The sequence below is a fragment of the Leifsonia sp. AG29 genome, from assembly GCF_009765225.1.
In the GTDB taxonomy this organism is placed as follows: domain Bacteria; phylum Actinomycetota; class Actinomycetes; order Actinomycetales; family Microbacteriaceae; genus Leifsonia.
The window spans coordinates 2255752-2275069 of sequence record NZ_VMSF01000001.1 but is presented as its reverse complement, the minus strand read 5'-3'; the positions used below and the strand labels follow the sequence as shown (position 1 = coordinate 2275069).

At 72.2% G+C, this 19318-nt stretch carries 16 protein-coding genes and 1 tRNA gene; 9 read left to right on the top strand and 8 right to left on the bottom strand.

Annotated elements, in window-relative coordinates:
• Positions 1-44 precede the first annotated feature (44 nt).
• From FPT20_RS10905 to FPT20_RS10890, 4 genes are all read left to right on the top strand, one after another.
• On the top strand, positions 45-686 hold the full coding sequence (locus FPT20_RS10905; RefSeq protein ID WP_158865190.1) for an ArsR/SmtB family transcription factor: 642 nt from the start codon (positions 45-47) through the stop codon (positions 684-686).
• Positions 683-1924 (top strand): MFS transporter, encoded by a 1242-nt coding sequence (locus FPT20_RS10900; protein ID WP_158865188.1) that lies wholly within the window; start codon positions 683-685, stop codon positions 1922-1924. Before FPT20_RS10905 ends, FPT20_RS10900 begins: the two co-directional genes overlap by 4 nt.
• A gap of 62 nt (positions 1925-1986) precedes the next feature.
• Positions 1987-5742: an AAA family ATPase gene (locus FPT20_RS10895; RefSeq protein ID WP_158865186.1), complete on the top strand. Its 3756-nt coding sequence runs from the start codon at positions 1987-1989 to the stop codon at positions 5740-5742.
• Between the two features lie 49 nt (positions 5743-5791).
• Positions 5792-5977 (top strand): hypothetical protein, encoded by a 186-nt coding sequence (locus tag FPT20_RS10890; RefSeq protein WP_158865184.1) that lies wholly within the window; start codon positions 5792-5794, stop codon positions 5975-5977.
• A gap of 700 nt (positions 5978-6677) precedes the next feature.
• Here FPT20_RS10890 and mscL read toward each other — a convergent pair.
• Genes mscL through FPT20_RS10875 form a run of 3 tightly spaced genes read right to left on the bottom strand, consistent with a single transcriptional unit; the run spans position 6678 to position 8133 of the window.
• Complete coding sequence (gene mscL / locus FPT20_RS10885) at positions 6678-7115, bottom strand: large conductance mechanosensitive channel protein MscL (protein WP_158865182.1); 438 nt, start codon at positions 7113-7115, stop codon at positions 6678-6680.
• A gap of 40 nt (positions 7116-7155) precedes the next feature.
• Positions 7156-7512 carry an FmdB family zinc ribbon protein gene (locus tag FPT20_RS10880; protein ID WP_158865180.1) on the bottom strand — a complete coding sequence of 119 codons (357 nt, stop codon included), beginning with the start codon at positions 7510-7512 and terminating at the stop codon, positions 7156-7158.
• 36 nt (positions 7513-7548) lie between these two features.
• On the bottom strand, positions 7549-8133 hold the full coding sequence (locus FPT20_RS10875) for a 5-formyltetrahydrofolate cyclo-ligase (protein WP_158865178.1): 585 nt from the start codon (positions 8131-8133) through the stop codon (positions 7549-7551).
• 58 nt (positions 8134-8191) lie between these two features.
• Between FPT20_RS10875 and galU the strand changes: the two genes are divergently transcribed.
• From galU to FPT20_RS10855, 4 genes are all read left to right on the top strand, one after another.
• The gene (gene galU, locus FPT20_RS10870) at positions 8192-9169 is read left to right on the top strand and encodes a UTP--glucose-1-phosphate uridylyltransferase GalU (RefSeq protein ID WP_158865176.1); all 978 of its coding nucleotides are present in this window, start codon (positions 8192-8194) and stop codon (positions 9167-9169) included.
• 19 nt (positions 9170-9188) lie between these two features.
• Positions 9189-9851 carry a GNAT family N-acetyltransferase gene (locus tag FPT20_RS10865; protein ID WP_158865174.1) on the top strand — a complete coding sequence of 221 codons (663 nt, stop codon included), beginning with the start codon at positions 9189-9191 and terminating at the stop codon, positions 9849-9851.
• Between the two features lie 118 nt (positions 9852-9969).
• Complete coding sequence (locus FPT20_RS10860; RefSeq protein ID WP_158865172.1) at positions 9970-11079, top strand: hypothetical protein; 1110 nt, start codon at positions 9970-9972, stop codon at positions 11077-11079.
• 388 nt (positions 11080-11467) lie between these two features.
• Positions 11468-11540 (top strand) — tRNA-Ala (locus FPT20_RS10855).
• Between the two features lie 91 nt (positions 11541-11631).
• Here FPT20_RS10855 and FPT20_RS10850 read toward each other — a convergent pair.
• Positions 11632-12231, bottom strand: coding sequence for a LysE/ArgO family amino acid transporter (locus FPT20_RS10850; protein WP_158865169.1), 600 nt, complete (start codon positions 12229-12231; stop codon positions 11632-11634).
• Between the two features lie 56 nt (positions 12232-12287).
• The gene (locus FPT20_RS10845; protein ID WP_158865167.1) at positions 12288-15170 is read right to left on the bottom strand and encodes an aminotransferase; all 2883 of its coding nucleotides are present in this window, start codon (positions 15168-15170) and stop codon (positions 12288-12290) included.
• A gap of 165 nt (positions 15171-15335) precedes the next feature.
• Between FPT20_RS10845 and FPT20_RS10840 the strand changes: the two genes are divergently transcribed.
• Positions 15336-15716 carry a DUF3054 domain-containing protein gene (locus FPT20_RS10840; RefSeq protein WP_442786487.1) on the top strand — a complete coding sequence of 127 codons (381 nt, stop codon included), beginning with the start codon at positions 15336-15338 and terminating at the stop codon, positions 15714-15716.
• A gap of 10 nt (positions 15717-15726) precedes the next feature.
• Here FPT20_RS10840 and FPT20_RS10835 read toward each other — a convergent pair whose 3' ends face one another.
• From FPT20_RS10835 to FPT20_RS10825, 3 genes are read right to left on the bottom strand one after another with little or no spacing between them, the layout of a single operon-like run.
• A complete protein-coding gene (locus FPT20_RS10835; RefSeq protein WP_442786486.1) occupies positions 15727-16992 on the bottom strand; it encodes a DUF445 domain-containing protein in 1266 nt (421 codons plus the stop codon).
• Positions 16989-18098 carry an aminopeptidase P family protein gene (locus FPT20_RS10830; protein ID WP_158865165.1) on the bottom strand — a complete coding sequence of 370 codons (1110 nt, stop codon included), beginning with the start codon at positions 18096-18098 and terminating at the stop codon, positions 16989-16991. Before FPT20_RS10830 ends, FPT20_RS10835 begins: the two co-directional genes overlap by 4 nt.
• Positions 18095-19300, bottom strand: coding sequence for an acyl-CoA dehydrogenase family protein (locus FPT20_RS10825; RefSeq protein WP_158865163.1), 1206 nt, complete (start codon positions 19298-19300; stop codon positions 18095-18097). Before FPT20_RS10825 ends, FPT20_RS10830 begins: the two co-directional genes overlap by 4 nt.
• Between the last annotated feature and the right edge of the window lie 18 nt (positions 19301-19318).

The window sequence follows — 19318 nt, the reverse complement described above, 5'->3', positions numbered from 1 at the left end:
ATTCCCGCTTGACGTGAAAGAAACCGCTCCGGACAATGTGAAACATGTCTTTCACATCGGCTCGCCCCGAGCACCGCACGACGGTCACCGACCCGCGCGCGCTGCGTGCGCTGGCGCATCCTCTCCGGCTCGCGCTCCTCGACCACCTCATGACCTTCGGCCCGCGGACGGCCAGTCAATGCGCCGAGGTGGTCGGGTCGACCGGCTCCAACTGCAGCTACCACCTGCGCACCCTGGCCCGCTTCGGTCTCGTCGAGTCGGTGGAGGCGACGGACGGCCGCGAGCGACCCTGGCGGTCCACGGCCACCGGGCTGGAGTTCGGCCGCAGCGGCGATCCCGCGTTCCGGCTGGGAACCGACACCGTCGAGCGCTTCCTCGCCGACCGGCAGGTCGATGAGGAGGCCGACCTCGTGCACCGCTCGATCGCCCAACGCGACGATCAGCCCGAGGAGTGGCGCGAGGCATCGATCCTGTCGGGCTACGCCCTTCGCATCTCGCCGGACGAACTCCGCGGACTCGGCGAGCGGCTCGACGCCCTGATCCGGCCGTTCATCGCCCTGACCCGGACGGATGCTCCCGACGAAAGCGACATCGTCGCGCTGCACCTGAACGCGTTCCGCCACCCTGACGCCGAGAAGGCCGCACGAGCCGCCTCCCGGGTCGACGAACCGGAGGAGCACCCGTGACCTCGCTCGTCGCGCCTCGCTCCCGCTCCCCGCTCCTCCGGCGCGACTTCGCCCTCATCTGGACGGCCGGGCTCGTCTCCGACGCCGGCGACTGGCTGCTCATGATCGCGCTGCCGCTGTTCGCCCTCGCGGCCACGGGGTCGCCGCTCGGCGCCTCCACCGTGTTCCTCGTCGAGCTCGTGCCGATGCTGCTCACCGGGAGCTTCCTCGGCGTTCTCGTCGACCGTTGGGACCATCGCCGCACGATGATCGCGGTGGCGTGCCTCCAGGGCGTTCTGCTCCTCCCGTTGCTGGCCGCGAGCGCCGACCGGATGTGGATCGTCTACGGCGTGGCGGCGGTCGAGTCCCTCCTCGGCGCGGTGATGAACCCCGCACGCAGGGCTCTCGTGCCGAGGCTCGTCGAGGCGCCGGAGCTCGGCCGCGCCAACGGGCTCATCGCGGTGAGCGACAACCTGGCCCGGCTCATCGGGTCGCCGCTGGGCGGTCTGGCGTTCGCGGTGTGGGGGCTTCCGGGCGTCGTCCTCGTCGACGCGGCGAGCTTCGTCGTCACCGCGGGGCTCGTCGCGCTGAGTCGCGCTCGGGTCTCTGCCCCGGCGAGCGCGGCCGATCGCGCGACCGATGCCGAGCGAAGGCTGCTGCGCGAGTGGAGGGAGGGGCTCGCCTTGCTGTGGCGGAACGGCACCCTGCGAACCCTCTCGGTCATCGCGGCGCTCGGCAGCGTGGCGCAGGGCCTCTTCGTCGTCCTCGTCCTCGTCTACGTGACCCACGATCTCGGTGCGGGCGGCACGGGCGTCGGGGTGCTGCGCGGTGTCCAGGCGATCGGGGGAGTGCTCGGCGGCCTCACCGCCGGAGTGCTGATCCGCCGGCTCAGCCCGCGCCTCCTCATCGGTGTCGGGTACCTCGTCTTCGGCGCGCTGTCCCTCCTGACCTGGAACCTCGCACCCGTTACCACCGCGCTGGCCGTCTACGCCGGGTTGTTCATCGCCATGGGCATCCCCGCGGTCGCCACGGAGGCGGGGGAGATCACGCTCGTTCAGACGGTGACGCCCGCGCCAGCACTCGGCCGCGTGATCGCCGCGGTCACGACGCTCTCCACCGGAGCGCAGGGGATCAGCCTCCTGCTGGGCGGCGTGCTGGCCGGCCTCGTCCCGGTCGTGCCCGTGCTCGATGCGCAGGCCTCCCTCTATCTCGTGTGCGGCGCGAGCGCCCTGGTCTTCCTCCGCGGGCCGCGGACGTGATATTGGCGCGAAACCCGCGCGATTTCCCGGGAGTGCGGGACATCTGCACGTAGGGTGTCCGTGTGTGGCGACTGGACAGGAAGAACGAGGATGACGACGTGACGTCGGGCATCCCGGAAGAGGACGCCCTCCATCCACGTTCCACCACTGCTCCGCACAAGCTGAGCCTCGGCGATCCCGCCCTGGTCGCCGGCAACATCGCCGAGCCCGTCTGGCAGCGCTGGCGGGACGAGATCGCCGCCATCGGAGGCGACTCCCCGCTCCTGCACTTCGAGGACAGCCCGCGGACGCGCATCGAGCTGAGCACGACCCACCCGGGTGGTCTCCCGCAGTTCATCACCGGGCAGAGCACCCTCCTGTCGAGCCTCATCCGCGACGAGCTCGCCCTCCGGACCGCGCGCGCGGCGGCGAGCGCGATCACCGCCAAGGGCATCGAGCTGCGGGAGGTGCGCGGCATCGAGGCCATCCACCTCGCGATCGGGCTCGCCCAGTGGCGGCACGGCGGCGACGAGTTCACCGCGCCGATCCTCCTGCGTCCGCTCGCGATCCGCCGCTACGGCCGCGACTTCGAGCTGAAGCTCAAGGGCCGGACCTTCCTGAACCCCGAGCTCGCCCGGGCCCTGTCCGAGCAGTTCCAGATCACGCTCGACGCCGACGCGTTCGTCGCGCTCGCCGTGAGCAACGGCGTGTTCAAGCCGCAGCCCGTCATCGACCGGCTCCGCGGTCTCACCTCGCACCTCCCGTGGTTCAACGTGCAGCCCCGGCTCGTCGCCTCCTCGTTCGTCGACGTCGCCCCCGCTCTGCGTGCCGAGGCGGAGGACCTCGACGCCCCGATCCTCGACGCGCTGGCCGGCAACCCGACCGCGCGCACCGGCATCGAGAGCGCCTTCAACCCGGTCGAGCCCGTCCGTCAGGACGAGCGGCCGCCGGCGACCGACACGCTCCTCCTCGACGCAGATGAGGCCCAGGAGGCGGTGATCGCCCAGATCGCGACCGGCAACTCCGTCGTGGTGAAGACCCTCCCGGGCACCGGTGGGACGCAGACCATCGTCAACGCGGTCGGCACTCTCGTGGCTCAGCACAAGCGCGTGCTGGTCGTCAGCCCGCGACGCTCGAGCCTCGACGACATCGCCCAGCGCTTCACCCGCGCGGGCCTCCCCGGCCTCGCTGTGACGCCGCGCACCCTGCGCCGCGATCTCATCCAGTCGATCAGCCGCAACGAGAAGGCCACGCAGCCGCGCGTCACCGACGTCGACGAGGCGCTCGTGCGTCTCCGCAAGGTGCTCGTCGACTACCGGTCGGCCCTGACGCGCCGCGATCCCGTCCTCAAGGTCTCCGTGCTCGACGCGCTCCGCGAGCTGTCGCGCCTGTCTGCTCTGGCCTCGCCGCCCGCGACGACGGCCCGTCTCGGACGCCGCTCGATCGAGGCTCTCGCCAGCGACCGGGCCGAGGCGGCGGACGCCCTCATCCGCGCAGCGCGCCTCGGCGAGTTCCGCTACGGGCCGAACGACTCGCCCTGGTACGGCGCCTCCTTCGGCACGACGGAGGAGGGCCGTTCCGCTCACGACCTCGCCAAGAAGCTCAACCGGGCCGAACTGCCCCGCCTGATCGACCGCGCCAACGCGCTCATCGGACAGACGCGCATGCGCCCGTTCGAGACGATCGCCGAGCTCGGGGTCTACCTGCGGCTGCTCGCCGACATCCGCGAGACGCTCGACAAGTTCATGCCCTCGGTGTTCGACCGGTCGCTGACCGAGCTGATCTCGGCGACGGCGTCCCGCCGCGAGTCGGCCAGCATGTCCGGCGCCAACCGTCGTCGCCTCCGCAAGCTCGCGCTCGAGTGCGTCCGCCCGGGCGTGCACGTCACCGATCTGAACGAAGCGCTCCGGCGGATCCAGCAGCAGCGGATCCTCTGGAACCGGTTCGCGGTCGCCGGCGTCGTGCCCGAGGTGCCCGTCGGGATCGCCGACGTCCAGGTCGCTTACCAGCGCGTCGCCGAGGACCTCGCCCGGCTCGACATCCCGCTCCGCCGCACCGGCACGCCGCACTCGCTCGCTGCGCTGCCCGTCGCCGAGCTCACGCGCCAGGTCGCCGGGCTCGCCGCCGAATCGGAGGTGCTGGCGAACCTCCAGGAGCGCACCGCCCTGCTCGGCCGGCTCCGCGAACTCGACCTCGACCCGCTCCTGTCGGACCTCTCGATCCGTCACGTGCCCGAGGAACAGGTCAGCGCCGAGCTCGAGCTCGCCTGGTGGCAGTCCGTGCTGGAGACGCTGCTCGCCTCCGACCGGGCCCTGCTCAACGGCAACACCGGTGTGCTCGACCGGCTCGAGGCCGATTTCCGGCTGGTCGACGAGGCTCACGCCTCCGCCACCGGCAAGCAGCTCGCGTGGATGCTCGCCGAGACCTGGAAGATCGGCATCGTCGACTGGCCCGACGAGGCCGCCGCGCTGAAGCGCCTCCTCAAGACCGAGAACCCGACCGCCACGACGCTCAACGAGGCCGCGCCGCACCTCGCCCGCCCGCTCGCCCCGGTCTGGCTCATCTCGCCGTACGAGGTCCCCTCGATCGGCCGCGACGTCGCGTTTGACGCCGTCGTCCTGGTCGACGCCGGCGCCTCCAGCCTCGCCGAGAACGTGCCGGTGCTCCGACGTGCCCGCCAGGTCGTCGCGTTCGGCGACCCGGTCACGCAGACGCCGTCGCGCTTCGACATCGGCGTGCACGAGTACGGCACCACCGTCGAGGGCGTCGACGACGTGGAGGCGCTCCACGCGGAGTCCGCGCTCGCCCGCCTCTCCGAGCTCCTCCCGGTGTACACGCTCAGCCGCAGCTACCGCGCCGGCGGCGAGGACCTCGCCGACCTCGTCAACCGCCGCTTCTACGGCGGCATGATCGACTCCCTCCCGTGGGCCGGCACCTACCTCGGTCACGGCAGCCTCGCCCTGCACTACGTCAGCGGCGGCCAGGGCATGCCGGACAGCGAGTCGGGCGCGGTCGAGTCCACGGACGCTGAGGTCGCCAAGGTCGTCGAGCTCGTCCTGAAGCACGCGGTCGAGCGTCCCCGCGAGTCGCTCATGGTGATCACCGCCAGTGCCCGGCACGCCGTGCGGGTCAACCAGGCGGTGCTGACCGCGTTCACGAAGCGGACCGAACTCAGCGAGTTCATCCTGGGCGACCGGCCCGAGCCGTTCACGGTCGTCACCCTCGACCAGTCCGTCGGGCTGAGCCGCGACCGGGTCGTGTTCTCGATCGGGTACGGGCGCACCCCGCACGGACGGCTGCTGTCGAACTTCGGGGCGCTCGCCGAGCCGGGTGGCGACCGCCTCCTCGCGGTCGGGATGACCCGGGCGCGCCGCGGGATGGACATCGTCTCGTGCTTCCACCCGGACGACATCGACGACACCCGGATGCGCCACGGGATCGCCGCGCTCGCCCAGGTGCTCAGCGAGGCCGACACCCTCCAGGCGCCGGTTGCCGAATACCTCAGCCCCGACGCCGACCCCATGGTCGCCGACCTGGCCCGGAGGCTCGCCCGTCGGGGACTGGACGTCCAGCTCGGCTACCGCGGCAAGCTGACCCTCGTCGCATCGCACGAGGGCCGCGCCGTGGTCATCGAGACCGACGACGACGTCGCCAAGGGGAGCCTCCGCGAGTCGCTGCGCCTGCGCCCCGACGTCCTCCGCCGCCTCGGATGGCACTACCTGCGCGTCCACGGCTTCGAGCTGTTCGCCGACCCGGAGGCAGTCGCCGGCCGGGTCGCACGTCTCATCGGCGCGGGCGAGCCGGACGCGGTGACGGCGCCGATCTCGCTGCCGGTCTGAGCGGGTCGGCGGGCGGCCGCGTATCCGTCCCTCGCCGTAGAGTGGAGGGATGAGCGAGGAGCCGCGTCCCCGAAGGCACAGGCGCGTCCAGCGTGCCGGTGCGCCGGGCTCCGACCCGGCGCCCAAGGTCGAGCCGCGGGATGACGGGCCGTCCGCTCCGCGCGACAGCGACCACAGTCCCTCGTGGGGATCGAACGACGAGCGCCTCCGCCGGGACGTCCCTCCCCACTGGTAGCGGTGCGGGCTCGCGGGGCTCGCCCTGTGGCCCCCGCCCCGCCGGTCTCCTCTCGAGGCGAGTGCGGCGTCGTGGAGGCATGCGCCTGCGCGCGCAAGCGCAGTGGTCTCGGGAGGCCGCAGTCGCGCCGCGAGCGCGCGCAGCGCGGTGCAGCGCCCGCGTCAGCGCTTCGGCGCTCGGTGCGCCGGCGAGTGCGGCGTCGTGGGACGCATGCGCTTGCGCGCGCGAGCGCAGCTGTCCCGGGAGGGCGCAACCCCGCCGCGAGCGCGCAGCGCGGCGCCCGCGTCAGCGCCTCGGCGCTCGGCGCCCGGCGCTCGGCGCTCGGCGCTCGGCGCTCGGTGCGTCGGCGGCTGCGGTGTCGTGGGACGTATGCGCGTGCGCGCGCGAGCGCAGCTGTCTCGGGAGGCCGCAGTCGCGCCGCGAGCGCGCGCAGCGCGGCGCCGGCGTTGGCGCTTCGGCGCTCGGTGAGTCGGCGGCTGCGGTGTCGTGGGACGCATGCGCCTGCGCGCGCGAGCGCAGTTGTCTCGGGAGGCCGCAGTCGCGCGGCGAGCGCGCAGCGCGCAGCGCGGCCGCGTCAGCGCCTCTGCGCTCGGCGCTCGGTGCGGCGGCGGCTGCGGCGTCGTGGGACGTAGGCGCGTGCGCGCGCGAGCGCAGTTGTCCCGGGAGGGCGCAGTCGCGCCGCGAAGGGGCGGCGCGCGCCTCAGACGGTGGGGTCGGCGTGCCGGCCCGAGGCGGCCGGGGGCGCCTGCTGCGCCGACAGGAGGTCGCGGATCTCGGTGAGGAGGTCCAGCTCGGTCACGGGAGCGCCGGGCTCGACGACGCCCTTCTTGCGGAGGCGCTCGGCCCGCGACTTGATCGTGTTGATCGGGAGGACGAACGCGAAGTACACCACGACGGCGACGATCAGGAAGTTGATGATCGCGCCGAGCACCGCGCCGAACTTGATCTCGGAACCGTTGAGCGTCACCACCATTGCGTGGTCGAGCGAGCTCGCCTTGAAGAAGGCGCCGATCAGGGGGTTGATCAGGTTGGTAACGATGGAGGTGACGATGGCGGTGAACGCGGCGCCGATGACGACCGCGACCGCCAGGTCGATCACATTCCCGCGGAGGATGAACTCCCTGAACCCTTTGAGCATGACCGATCCCTTTCGAGGCAGGAGGGGTGGTGCCGGACGCTTAGGCCGCCGACCCGGATGAGGCCGACGACGAACTAGAGGAGCCGGAGCCGGACGAACCCGAGCCGGACGACGAGCCCGAGCCCGAGCCCGAACCCGACGAGCCCGATCCGGAGCCGGACGCACCGCCTCCCGACGGGGCCGCGGCGGAACCCGAGCCGCTCCCTCCCGCCTTCGTACCCCCGCGCGAGTCGGTGCGGTAGAAGCCGGAGCCGTTGAAGGTCACCCCGACGGTCCCGAACACCTTGCGGAGCGACCCGCCGCAGTTCGGGCAGACGGTGAGCGCATCATCGGTGAAGGCCTGCTGGATGTCGAAGGCGTGGCCGCAGTCGCGGCACGCGTAGGAGTAGGTGGGCATCGTCTTCCGCTCGTCTCGGGTCTTGGCGCCGCGCAGTCAGGAGAACTGGACGATCCGCGTCGGCGTGACCGCGCCGTCGACCGGCTGGTCGTGCCGCTCGCGCGGGACCTCGTCCACGAGCTCGCCGTCGAAGAGCACGGCGTACACCGGAGGACATTTTTCCATGCTGCCGAGCGTCTTGTCGAAATAGCCGCGGCCCCAGCCCATGCGGAGCCCGTCCGCTCCGACCGCAGCCGCCGGGATGATGATGAGGTCGACGTCGTTGATGGCGATCGGGCCGAGGAGATCTCCGACCGCCTCCGGGAGCCCGAAGAGGCCCTCGGTCTCGGTCTCCCCGTCGCCGGTGGTCCAGTCGAGGAGGCCGTCCTCGCGGGAGATCGGGAGGAGCACCCGGATCCCCTGGGCGCGGGCCCAGTTCACAAACGGCCGGGTGTCCGGCTCGATGGAGGTGGAGAGGTAGCAGGCGACGGAGCGCGCGGAGAGGTCGGTGGTGAGGTCGACGAGATTGCGGGTGATGCCCGCGCTCGCAGCCGCACGCTCTGTGCTGGTGAGGTTCTGCCGTCGCTCCCGGAGCTCGGCGCGCAGTGCGCGCTTGCGATGGGCGGCGGTATCCGAATCCATGGGGCAATCCTAGAAGATGGGGCCGTGACGGGACCGCAATGCGGATACTGTAGGCGGCATGGTGAACCACGACAGAGTGACGAAAGCAGTGATCCCCGCCGCCGGGCTCGGAACACGGTTCCTCCCGGCGACGAAGGCGATGCCGAAGGAGATGCTCCCCGTCGTGGACAAGCCCGCCATCCAGTACGTGGTGGAGGAGGCGGTCGACGCCGGCCTGCACGACGTCCTGATGGTCACCGGCCGCAACAAGAACGCGCTCGAGAACCACTTCGACCGCAATGCGGAGCTCGAGGACGCCCTGACCAAGAAGGGCGACACCGCGCGCCTCCAGAAGGTGAACTACTCGAGCGTGCTGGCCGACATGCACTACGTGCGGCAGGGCGACCCGATGGGCCTCGGTCACGCCGTGCTGCGCGCCCAGATGCACGTCGGGCGCGAGCCGTTCGCCGTGCTCCTCGGTGACGACATCATCGATGCGAGGGACGATCTGCTCAAGCGGATGCTCACCGTCCAGGCCCAGCGGCACACGAGCGTCGTCGCTCTGCTCGAGGTCCCGCCCGAGTCCATCCACCTCTACGGCGCCGCCGCGGTCGAGCCCACCGACGAGGACGACGTCGTGCGCATCACGGGGCTCGTCGAGAAGCCGGACGCCGAGCACGCGCCGTCGAACTACGCGGTCATCGGCCGCTACATCCTGCGTCCGGAGGTGTTCGATGTCCTCGAGCGCACCAAGCCGGGCCGCGGGGGAGAGATCCAGCTGACCGACGCGCTCCAGTCGATGGCCGAGGCGCCGGACTGGACCGGCGGCGTGTACGGTGTGGTGTTCCGCGGCCGCCGTTACGACACGGGCGACCGACTCGACTACATCAAGGCCATCGTGCAGCTCGCGGTCGACCGGGAGGACCTCGGGCCCGAGCTCCGCCCGTGGCTCCGCGAGTTCGCCGCAGAGCTCGACGACAAGCCCGGCGAGATCGTCGAGGAGATGCCGGCCGACCCGACCGGCCCCATCTCGACGATCCGCGTCGAGGACCACTAGGCCCCGTCAGGAGGAGTCCGTGGCCATCGTGATCCCGACCCTGTCGGAGGGCCGTGTGGGGTTGCGGCCGATCCGCCTGCGCGACGCGCGGGCCCTGGAGCGGTCGCTCCTCGACAACCGCTCCTGGCTGCGCCAGTGGGAGGCGACCAGCCCGTACGCCCCGGGCTCGTTCGACACCCGCGCCAGCATCCGGTCGCTGCTCGCCAACGCCCGCGCCGGCCACGGCCTCCCGTTCATCGTGGAGTACGACGGGAGGCTCGCCGGCCAGCTGAACGTGTCGTCGATCAGCTACGGCTCGCTCTCGAGCGCGACCATCGGGTACTGGATCGCGGAGGAGTTCGCGGGCAAGAACATCACGCCGACGGCGGTCGCCCTCGCGACGGACTACTGCTTCTACCAGTTGGGTCTGCATCGCATGGAGATCTGCATCCGGCCCGAGAACGCGCCCAGCCTGCGCGTCGTCGAGAAGCTCGGCTTCCGGTACGAGGGGCTGAGGAGGCGGTACATCCACATCAACGGCGACTGGCGCGACCACTTCTGCTTCGGGCTCGTCTCGGAGGAGCTCCCGCAGGGCGTGCTCCGCCGCTGGCTCGACGGCGAGGCCCCGTCCGACGCGGCCGTGGTCTCCCCGGACGACCGGGCGGCCGCCTCCATCCCGCTTCCCGTCGCCCGGCACCGCTGACGCGGCTCCGCCTCGCGCCGGCCGAGCGCACGGTCCGAGCCTCCTGAGAGAATTCTGGATCGCGAAACACACCCCCGGCTTGCCGGTGGCCCGGCGCTCCCGCCCCTACCGTGGAGGCATGAACGGGGATGTGATGGGCGGCGGAGTGATCGTGGCCATCGCGGCTGCACTCTGGCTGGCCTATCTGGTCCCCGTCTGGCTGAGACGGCGTGAGTTCGTGACGACCGAACGGAACGCCGTCCGGCTGCAGCAGACCCTGCGCATCCTCGCCGAGACGAGCGAGCTGCCCGAGGCCGTGCGCGTGGAGGCGACCGCCCGCACAGTCGCCGAGCAGCAGCGCATCCTCCGCCGCTCGGAGGAGAAGCGGCTCGCGGAGGCGCGGGCCGAGGCGGCAGCGCACGCTCGCCGCGAACAGGCCCTGGCGGAGGAGCGCAGGCTCGCCGCCGAAGAGGCGGAGCGTGCAGCCGCGCACGCCATCGCCCTCGAGCGCGCCGCACGCGCGGCCGCGGCCCAGCGTGCGCGCGTGATCGCGGCGTCCGCTGCCCGTCCCGTGCTCTCGCCTCAGCGTCGCCGCCGACTCCGGCGGGCGCGGGCCCTCTCCACCTTCGTGCTCCTGGCGGGCGCGACCGGGCTCGTGGCCGGCATCGCACTGCGAGCGTCGGGCGCTTGGCCGATCCTCGTGGTTTCCGCCGCTGCCGTCGTCGGCTCCACGGCGATGCTCGTGCGGCTGGCGCGGGCGCGGGGCACCGTGCCGGCGGCGACCCCCTTCGTTCCGGCGGCCCCCGCCTCCCCGGATCTCTACGACCACGCGCAGCACGAGCTTCCCGTCCAGGAGCGCCTGCGTCAGAGCTGGACGCCGCAGCCGCTGCCGAAGCCCCTCCACCTCTCGCCCGGCACCGTCGCCGCCGCGGCGATGGCGTCGGTCGACGCCGCCGCGGAACTCCGCCGAGCGGCCGCGCGCAGCGAGTTCGAGCGCCGTGCGGCCCAGGCGGCCCCGGCCCCGGCCGTGCCGCTCCGGCCCGTGGCCGCGGTGCCTTCGGGGGCGGAGCAGCGGCACGATGAGGAGGGAGCGGTGGCCGAACGCGACACAGCGCCGGGCCGTCCCGCTCCGATCGCAGCGCCGGCCCCGGCACCGAGCCGCTTCGCCAGCATGGGCATCCTCGACGAGCTCGAGACCGGCCCCATGGACCTTGACGCCGTCCTCCGCCGCCGCCGCGCCGCGAGCTGACGCTCCGCTCCGCGCCGCTCCGCCGCGCCCTCGCGGGCAACGGAGGAAGAAGTCCCAGCCAGTCGACCGTTCGCCCTCCCTCATCCGCTCCACCCCGGCGTGTCACCCTGGGTTCCCCCCTTCGTGACACCCACGCCCCGGACGACGCACCCCCGTCTGGATCCCCAGCCCCCGCCCGCCGCGGCCCGGCTCGGCCCGCCGCGCCTCGTCGCCAACGGAGGACACCAGCGACCCAAAACCCCAGAATGTCCTCCGTTAACCCCGCCGCCGCGGCGTGTCGATTGCGGCCCCCTCCCGAAGCGACCCGTCCCCACGGCACCCCCTCCCTGAGCCGCCCTCGATTTCGAATCGGCGGGAGCGGGGTGCTATTGTTTCTAAGCAGTTCCTCGGGGCTATGGCGCAGTTGGTAGCGCGCTTCGTTCGCATCGAAGAGGTCAGGAGTTCGAATCTCCTTAGCTCCACCGAGTCACATCGTGACCCGAACTCGCACAGAAGGGCCGCCCGATCGGGCGGCCCTTCTGCTTTCCCTGTCTCGGCCCGGTCCGCGCAGGCTCACACGACCAGCAGCACCGCCAGCACCACCATCAGCACCGCGATCCCCGCATCGAGCACCCGCCACGCCACCGGTTTCGCGAAAACCGGCGCAGCTAGCCGCGCGCCGAACCCGAGGAGGCTGAACCACAGGAGGCTCGCGGTCGCCGCCCCGAGCCCGAACACCCACCTCCCCGGGTCGCCGTGCGAGGCCGACAGCGAGCCCAGCAGCAGCACCGTGTCGAGGTACACGTGCGGGTTGAGCCAGGTGATGGCCAGGCAGGTCGCGATGGCGGCGGCCAGCGAACCGGCGACGGCTCCGGCCGTCTGCAGCGATTCGGGACGGAGCGCCCGGCGCGCGGCGAAGACGGCGTACCCGAGGAGGAACGCGAACCCGGCCCAGCGCACGATCTCGAGCGCGAGCGGCGCCTGTTTGACGAGCACTCCGATGCCGGCGACACCCGCTGCGATGAGCACGGCGTCGCTGAGGACGCAGATGACGACGATGGGGAGGACGTGGCTGCGACGGAGTCCCTGCCGGAGGACGAAGGCGTTCTGCGCCCCGATGGCGACGATGAGGGAGGCGCCGGAGCCGAGGCCGGTCAGGAAGGTTGCGAGCACGGGACGACGATACGGGACACCGCCCGAGGCCGTAGCCGGTGCAGCGTTCGAGCCGCCTACAGCGTCGCGAGAACCAAGTCGAGCGCGTCGGCGAAGCGGTCGGCGCTCTCCCGCGTGATGCAGAGCGGCGGCTTGATCTTGAGCACGTTCTTGAAGTCGCCGGTCGGCTGCACGATGACTCCCTCGGCGAGCATCCGGTCGCACACGAGTGCGGCCTCCGCGGTCGCGGGCGCGAGGGTCTCGCGGTCGAGAACGAGCTCCATGCCGAGGTAGAGGCCCATCCCGTGGACAGCCCCGACGAGCGGGTGGCGCTCACCCAGCTCCCGGAGGCGCGCCGCCAGGTGGTCTCCGACGACCGCGGCGTTCCGCTGCAGCTGCTCGTCGCGCATCACGTCGAGCACGGTCAGCCCGACGACGGAGCTGACGGGGCTTCCTCCGGCCGAGGAGAAGAAGCTTCCCTCGGCGGCGAAGGACTCGGCGATCTCGCGCCGCGTGATGACGGCCCCGAGCGGCTGACCGTTGCCCATCGCTTTCGCGATGGTGATGACGTCGGGGATGACGCCCTGCTGCTCGGAACCCCAGAAGTAGTGGCCCAGCCTCCCGTAGCCGACCTGCACCTCGTCGGCGATGCACACGCCGCCGCGCGCCCGGATGCGCTCGTAGACGCCAGCGAGATAGCCGTCGGGCAGCATGAGGCCGCCCGCATTGCCGAACACGGGCTCGGCGATGTAGCCGGCCACCTCGGTGCCGGCCGCGTCGAGCGCGGCCAGGTCGGCGTCGAGATCGGCCAGGTAGGCGGGACCCGCGTCGGGTCCGGTGTGCCTGCCGCGCAGCGAGTTGGGTGCGGCGACGAGCTTCACCCAGTCGGGCCGCGTTTCGAGCGCCCGCGGGTTGTCGCCGAGCGAAGAGGAGACCGCGTCGGAGCCGACCGTCCAGCCGTGGTAGGCCTCCGTCACGGCGAGGATGGTCTTCCGTCGGGTGTGCGTCTGCGCGAGCCGCAGGGCGAGGTCGACGGCCTCGCTACCGCTGTTCACCAGGAACACGGTGTCGAGCCCGTCCGGGGCCAGCTCGACGAGCCGCTCCGTGAACCGCGACAGCTCCTCGTAGTGGAAGCGCGAGTTGGTGTTGAGACGCGCCCACTGGTCGCGGACCGCCTCCACCAGCCGCGGATGCCCGTGGCCGATCTGCGTCACGTTGTTGACCATGTCGATGTAGGTCTGCGACCGGGTATCGACGAGGTGGTGCCGCCAGCCTCGTTCGATGAGCGGCGGGTGTGCGAAGTAGTGCTCCTGCACGCGCGCGAAAGACGCGTCGCGGCGGCCGAGGACCTCTTCCGGGTCGGACGCGCTCACGGCCAGGTCGACGCCGAAGAGGGCGGACGGGTCGGGCGAGAGCTCCCTCCACTCGCTCCAGGGGAGGGACGGCGTGACGAACGCGGGCGGCCGGTGCCCGCGCAGGCGGCTGAGCTGCACGGTCAGCCGCACCGCTGAGCCGAGGGGCTCGCCGGCTCGGACGGACGCGGTCGTGAGCGGCCGGGCGAGTCCGTCGAGCCAGAGGTCGACGTCGTCGCCGCTGAGCAGCCACGAGCCCCCGACGAGGGTCAGCTCGCCGGCGAACGGGGCGACCACCTCGACGCCTGTGGGTGCCTCGAGCGTGACCCCGAGCGCGATGATCGGTGTGGGGGAGGAGCGGTCGACCGTGGCGCGCGTGAGGCGTGCCTCCCCGTAGCGCGTCAGAGCGTGCCCGTGCTCGTGCGCGACACGTCGGAGGACCTCCTCCTCGACGTCACGGTCCAGCCACGCTCCCGCATCGAGGTCGCGCGCGGTGACGGATAGATCCGACACGTGGGAGGCGGTGCTCTCCAGCGCGACGACGCGTCCGATTCCGCGCCCGGCGTCCGCACCTGCACGCCCGATGCCGGCCAGTCTCATCCGGATCAGTGCCGCGACCTCGTCGACGTCGAGGCGGCGGGCGACGTCGAAGGCGACCCACTCGTGGGCGCGGTTCTCGTCGGCGTAGACGTTGTCGGCCTCGAGGGCGACCTGCTGCTCGCCGCTCACGACCAGGACGGCTCCGCGCAGCACGACCAGGGGCCAGAGCGCCTCGATGTCGGCGTCGTCGAGCGGCGCCTCCGCGTGGAACGCCTCGATGACGTCGAGGACGGCGAGCGGCTCGTCGGGGACGTGGTGGAGTGCGCTCGTCACCGTCGCGGCCAGCTCGGCGGCCAGCCAGCCGGCGGAGACGTCGCCGAAGTCGATGACGCCCGGGCCGTCGTCGCCGAGGACGATGTTGTCGTCAGTGACGTCGCCGTGCACCGCCTGCACCCGGAGCCGCGAGCGGAGCGGTTCGAGCCGGGCGAGCGCCTCGTCGGACGCGGCGCGCACGACGCTCTTCTTCGCGGGCTGGTCGACGAAGTCGAGGAGCAGATCGACGACCTGGCCGCCGATCCGCGCGTCCCACTGGGTGCTGCGCTCGAGCCCCGGGTGGTCGAGGCGCGCGAGGCCCGCGGCGACCCGGCCGGCGAGCGCGCCGAGGGTGCGGAGCTGCTCCCGCGTGGGGCGCTCGACGCCGGTCAGCGGGTCGCCGTCGAGATAGCGGAGCACGCGCGCGAGGAGCACGCGGCCGCGGACGTCGACGGGCACGAGCTCGTCTCCTTCGAGCGAGCGGATGACCTCGGGGATGCGGATGCCCGACCCGGCCAGCGCCTCCAGGGCGGCGTTCTGCGCGAGCAGTTCCTCCTCGGAGAACACCGGGTTGGCGAGCTTCAGAACGAAGCGTCCCTCGCCCGTGTCGATGAGGAAGTTGCGGTCCTGATTGCTCCCGAGCTCGGTGATGCGCCCGTCGAGGCCGAAGCGGGAGGCGGCGATCGCGACCGCGTCGTCCGGCGTGACGTCCGGGCGCGGGAGGGCAGGCTGGGCGAGGAAGTCGAAGTTCGGCAACGAGGGCTCCAGGGTCGGGCGCGGGGCGCCCGCGGCCGGGGCGCGGCGACGGGCTCGAGGTCAGTCTAATGAGGGAGGCACGGCCGCCCGAGAACGCATCGCGCTTGGTATCTCTTGTGCTGCCGCCCAGCCAACGCACGGGAGCGTGCGATTAGCCTGGACCCCGTGAAACCCTGGAGGACCGCGCTCATCGCTTTCGTGATCGATGCGGCCCTCGTCACCGTCTTCGTCCTCGTCGGGCGCCGCAGCCACGGCGAATCGGCGAGCGCCTCCGGCGTGCTGACCACCCTGTGGCCCTTCCTCGTCGGCCTCATCGCCGGGTGGGCGGTCACCTGGGCGTGGAAGCGGCCGCTCGCGATCGTCTGGCCGGGCATCCCGATCTGGCTGATGACCGTCGCGCTGGGCATGCTCATCCGCACCTCCGCCGGCCAGGGCGTCGAGCCCTCGTTCATCCTGGTCGCCGCCATCGTCCTCGGGGTGTTCCTCGTCGGATGGCGGCTGCTCGCGCTGCCCTTCGCACGCCGCCGCGCACTCCGCCGAGCCTGACCCCCTCCGCTCAGAGCAGCGCTGCCGCGGCCGTCGCGACCGCGTAGATCGCGAGCCCGGCGAGTGCGCCGACGACCGTGCCGTTGATCCGGATGAACTGCAGGTCCCGGCCGACCTGGGTCTCGATCTTCTCCGTCGTCTCCGCCGGGTCCCAGCCGCGCACCGTCTCGGAGATGACTCCCGCGATGTCGTGACGGTAGGTCGTCACGAGGTGCACCGCGGCGTCGGTGAGCCGGGCGTTCAGCGACGCCCGGAGCTCCGGGTCCGCGGCGACGCGGGCGGCGGCGTCGGCGAGTCCCGCCTCCAGACCCGAGCGCAGGCCGCTTCCGGGATCGCCGAGAGCCTGGAGAGCGGCAGCGCGGGCTGCCGACCAGGCCGACGAGGCGAGCTCGCGGATCCGGGGGTCGTCGAAGGCGTGGCGTTTCGCCGACTCCACGCGATCGATGGTGGCGGGGTCGTGCTGGAGGCGCTCCATCAGCTCGTGCAGGTACGAGTCGAGGGCTGCGCGAGCCCTGTGGTCCGGGTCGGCCCGCACGTCGCGGAGGAACCGGCGCAGCTGGGCCCGCACCGAATCGTCGACGAGACGCTCGACGAAAGCGGGCACCCACGACGGGAGGCGCCCCGCGACCAGGTGGGTGAGCGCCTCCGGGTTCGCCTCCAGCCAGTCGTCGAGCCGTTCGACGAGGAGGTCGACCGCCTCCCGCTGGGCGCCCGAGTCGAGCGCCCGCGCGCCGGCCCGGCCGAGCTGCGGCGCCCACTCGGGCTCGATGACGTGGGTGCGCACCACCGACTCGACCGCGTCGCGCATGCGCTCGTCGTCGAGGAGGTCGACCAGGCCGACGAGGGCCGTCGACCCTTCCGCGATCACGCGCCTCGCATTCTCCGGTTCGGCGAGCCAGCCGGCGACCGCGCCCGACAGGTCGAGTGCGGCGAGACGGGAGGCGACCACCTGATCGGACAGGAAGTTCGTCTCCACGAACTCACCCAGGCTCTCGCCGATCTCGTCCTTGCGGTTGGGGATGATCGCGGTGTGCGGGATGGGGAGGCCGAGCGGCCGACGGAACAGTGCGGTCACGGCGAACCAGTCGGCGAGCGCGCCGACCATGGCCCCCTCTGCGGCGGCTCGCACGTACCCGAGCCACGGCACGGCGCCCTCGAGGGCGAACGCGATCGCGAAGATCACGGCAGCGACCACGAGCAGGCCGGCGGCCAGCACCTTCATGCGTCGGAGCGCCTGCCGGCGCTCCGCGTCACGGACGGACGGTGCGGCCGTCACTGCACCAGGTGCAGTTCGCGACTGGAGTTGTTGAGCCGATGGGCGCCGTCCTCGGCGGCGACGACGATGTCCTCGATCCGGACGCCGAAACGGCCCGGCAGATAGATGCCCGGCTCGATGGAGAAGCACATCCCCGCCTCGATCGCGCGCTCCTCGCCGGCGACCAGGTAGGGCGGCTCGTGCGTCGTCATGCCGATGCCGTGCCCGACCCGGTGGATGAAGAACTCGCCGTAGCCGGCCTCGGCGATGACATTCCGTGCCACGCGGTCGATCTCCTGGCAGGGCACGCCGACGGCGACCGCCTCGAAAGCCGCCTGCTGAGCGTGCTGGACGACATCGAAGACCTCGCGCTCCGCGTCCGACGGCTCTCCGACGTGCACGGTGCGGGTTGTGTCCGAGCCGTAGCCGTCCATGATGCCGCCGAAGTCGAGGACGACGGTGTCCCCCTCCTCGATCAGCCGGGAGCCGGCGTCGTGGTGGGGGTTCGCTCCGTTCGGGCCGGAGGCCACGATGGTGAAGTCGACCTGGCTGTGGCCGTGCTCGCGCAGCAGCCGGTCGAGCTCGGCCGCGATGGCGGCCTCCGTGCGCCCGGCGAACGGGAGGCGGAGCACGTCCTCGAACGCGGCGTCGGCCGCTGCGCCGGCGGCGGCCAGCCGGTCGATCTCGTCGGGCGTCTTGACGGCGCGTAGCATCGGCAGCACGCGGGTGACGGGCTCGAACCGCGTTCCCGGGAGCCGCTCTTGCAGTGCCAGAAGGTGCAGCGCCCAGGTGTTGTCCGAGACGGCGTACCTCCCGTCGGGCTTCACGAGCGCCGCCGCCGGCTCGTACTCGTCCTGCCCGTCGGACCAGTCCAGCAGTTGGATGGACCCCGCCGCCCGAGTCGCCGCCGCGCTGTCGTGCTCGAGCACCGGGACGAGCATCGCCGGCTCGCCGCGCGCCGGCACGACGAGCAGCGTGATCCGCTCGGTCGAGGGAGGGAGGTAGTCCGCGAAGTAGGCGAGGTCGGGTCCGGGAGAGATCAGCAGGCCGTCCAGTCCGGCCTCACGGGCCTGCTCGGCGCCGCGGGCCAGCCGTTCCTCGAAATGACGAGCTCCGATCTCCTTCATCGCCGCGGCTCCTCGCTCTCGTCCTCCACCGGACCGAGCCACGCGTTGGCCACCGTGTTGTGCGCGGACTCGGCGTCGGAGGGGTGGAAGATGCCCGCGAGAACGTCGCGGTACAGCCTCCCGAGCTCGCTCGATGAGAACAAGGTCGACCCTCCCGATACCCGGATCGCCTGGTCGACGACGCGCCGGGCGGTCTCGGTGGCCCGGATCTTCAGCCCGACCAGCTTCGGGAACCACAGAGCGCCGTGGTCGGCCAGCGAGTCGACGTCGCGGGCGAGGGCGTCGAGCTGGGGGAGGAGCGCGTCCTGATCGATCGCGGCCTCCGCCACGCGCCACCGGATGTCCGGGTCGGAGGCGTAGGAACGGCCGTCGTTCTTGAGGCTGGTCCGCCGGTGCGCGGCCTCGACGGCGAGGTCCAGGGCTCGCGCACCGATCCCGGTGTACACGGAGGCCAGGAGGATCTCGAAGTTCGCGAAGATCGCGAACACCAGCGGATCGGGGTTGGGGCCGGGCGGCAAGCGCCGGACGATGCGGTCGGCTGCGGCGCGCGCCCCGTCGAGGATCGTGGTGTTGCTCTGCGTGGCGCGCATGCCCAGCGTGTCCCAGTCCTCGCGGATCTCGAAGCCGCCTCCCGAGCGCTCGACGAACCCGTAGACGATCTTCGGGGCGTCCTCGCTCTCGCTGTCGAGACCCATCGTGCCGAGCTTCGTCCACGCGGGCGACAGGGACGTGAAGATCTTGCGCCCGTGGAAGGTGTACGAGCCGTCGGGCTGCGGCCGCGCCTCCGTGGTCGAGCCGAACAGCACGAGGTCGTTGCCGGCCTCGCTCAGCCCGAAGGCGAACACGTCGCCCTCGCCCGCCTCCCGCAGGACGAACTCGAGCGAGTCGTCGCCGCGGTCGAGGAGGGTCTTGGCGACGCCGGTCCAGACGAGGTGCATGTTGACCGCGAGCGCGGTGGCGGGCGCGGCGCCCGCGAGGCGGACCTGGAGCCGGGCGGTCTGTTCGAGACCGAGCCCCAGACCGCCCAGCCTCTTCGGGACGAGGGCCTTCAGATAGCCCGAGTCGACGAGCTCGGCGAAGTCGTCGCTGAAGAAGGCGTTGTCCCGGTCGTACCCCGCCGCGCGAGCGCGGATCCGCTGGAGCAGGTCTTCCGGCAGCGGGTCGGTCGAGGCGGGAGCGGGGGCGGTGTCGTGCTCGGTCACCCTCCTCAGCGTACGGGA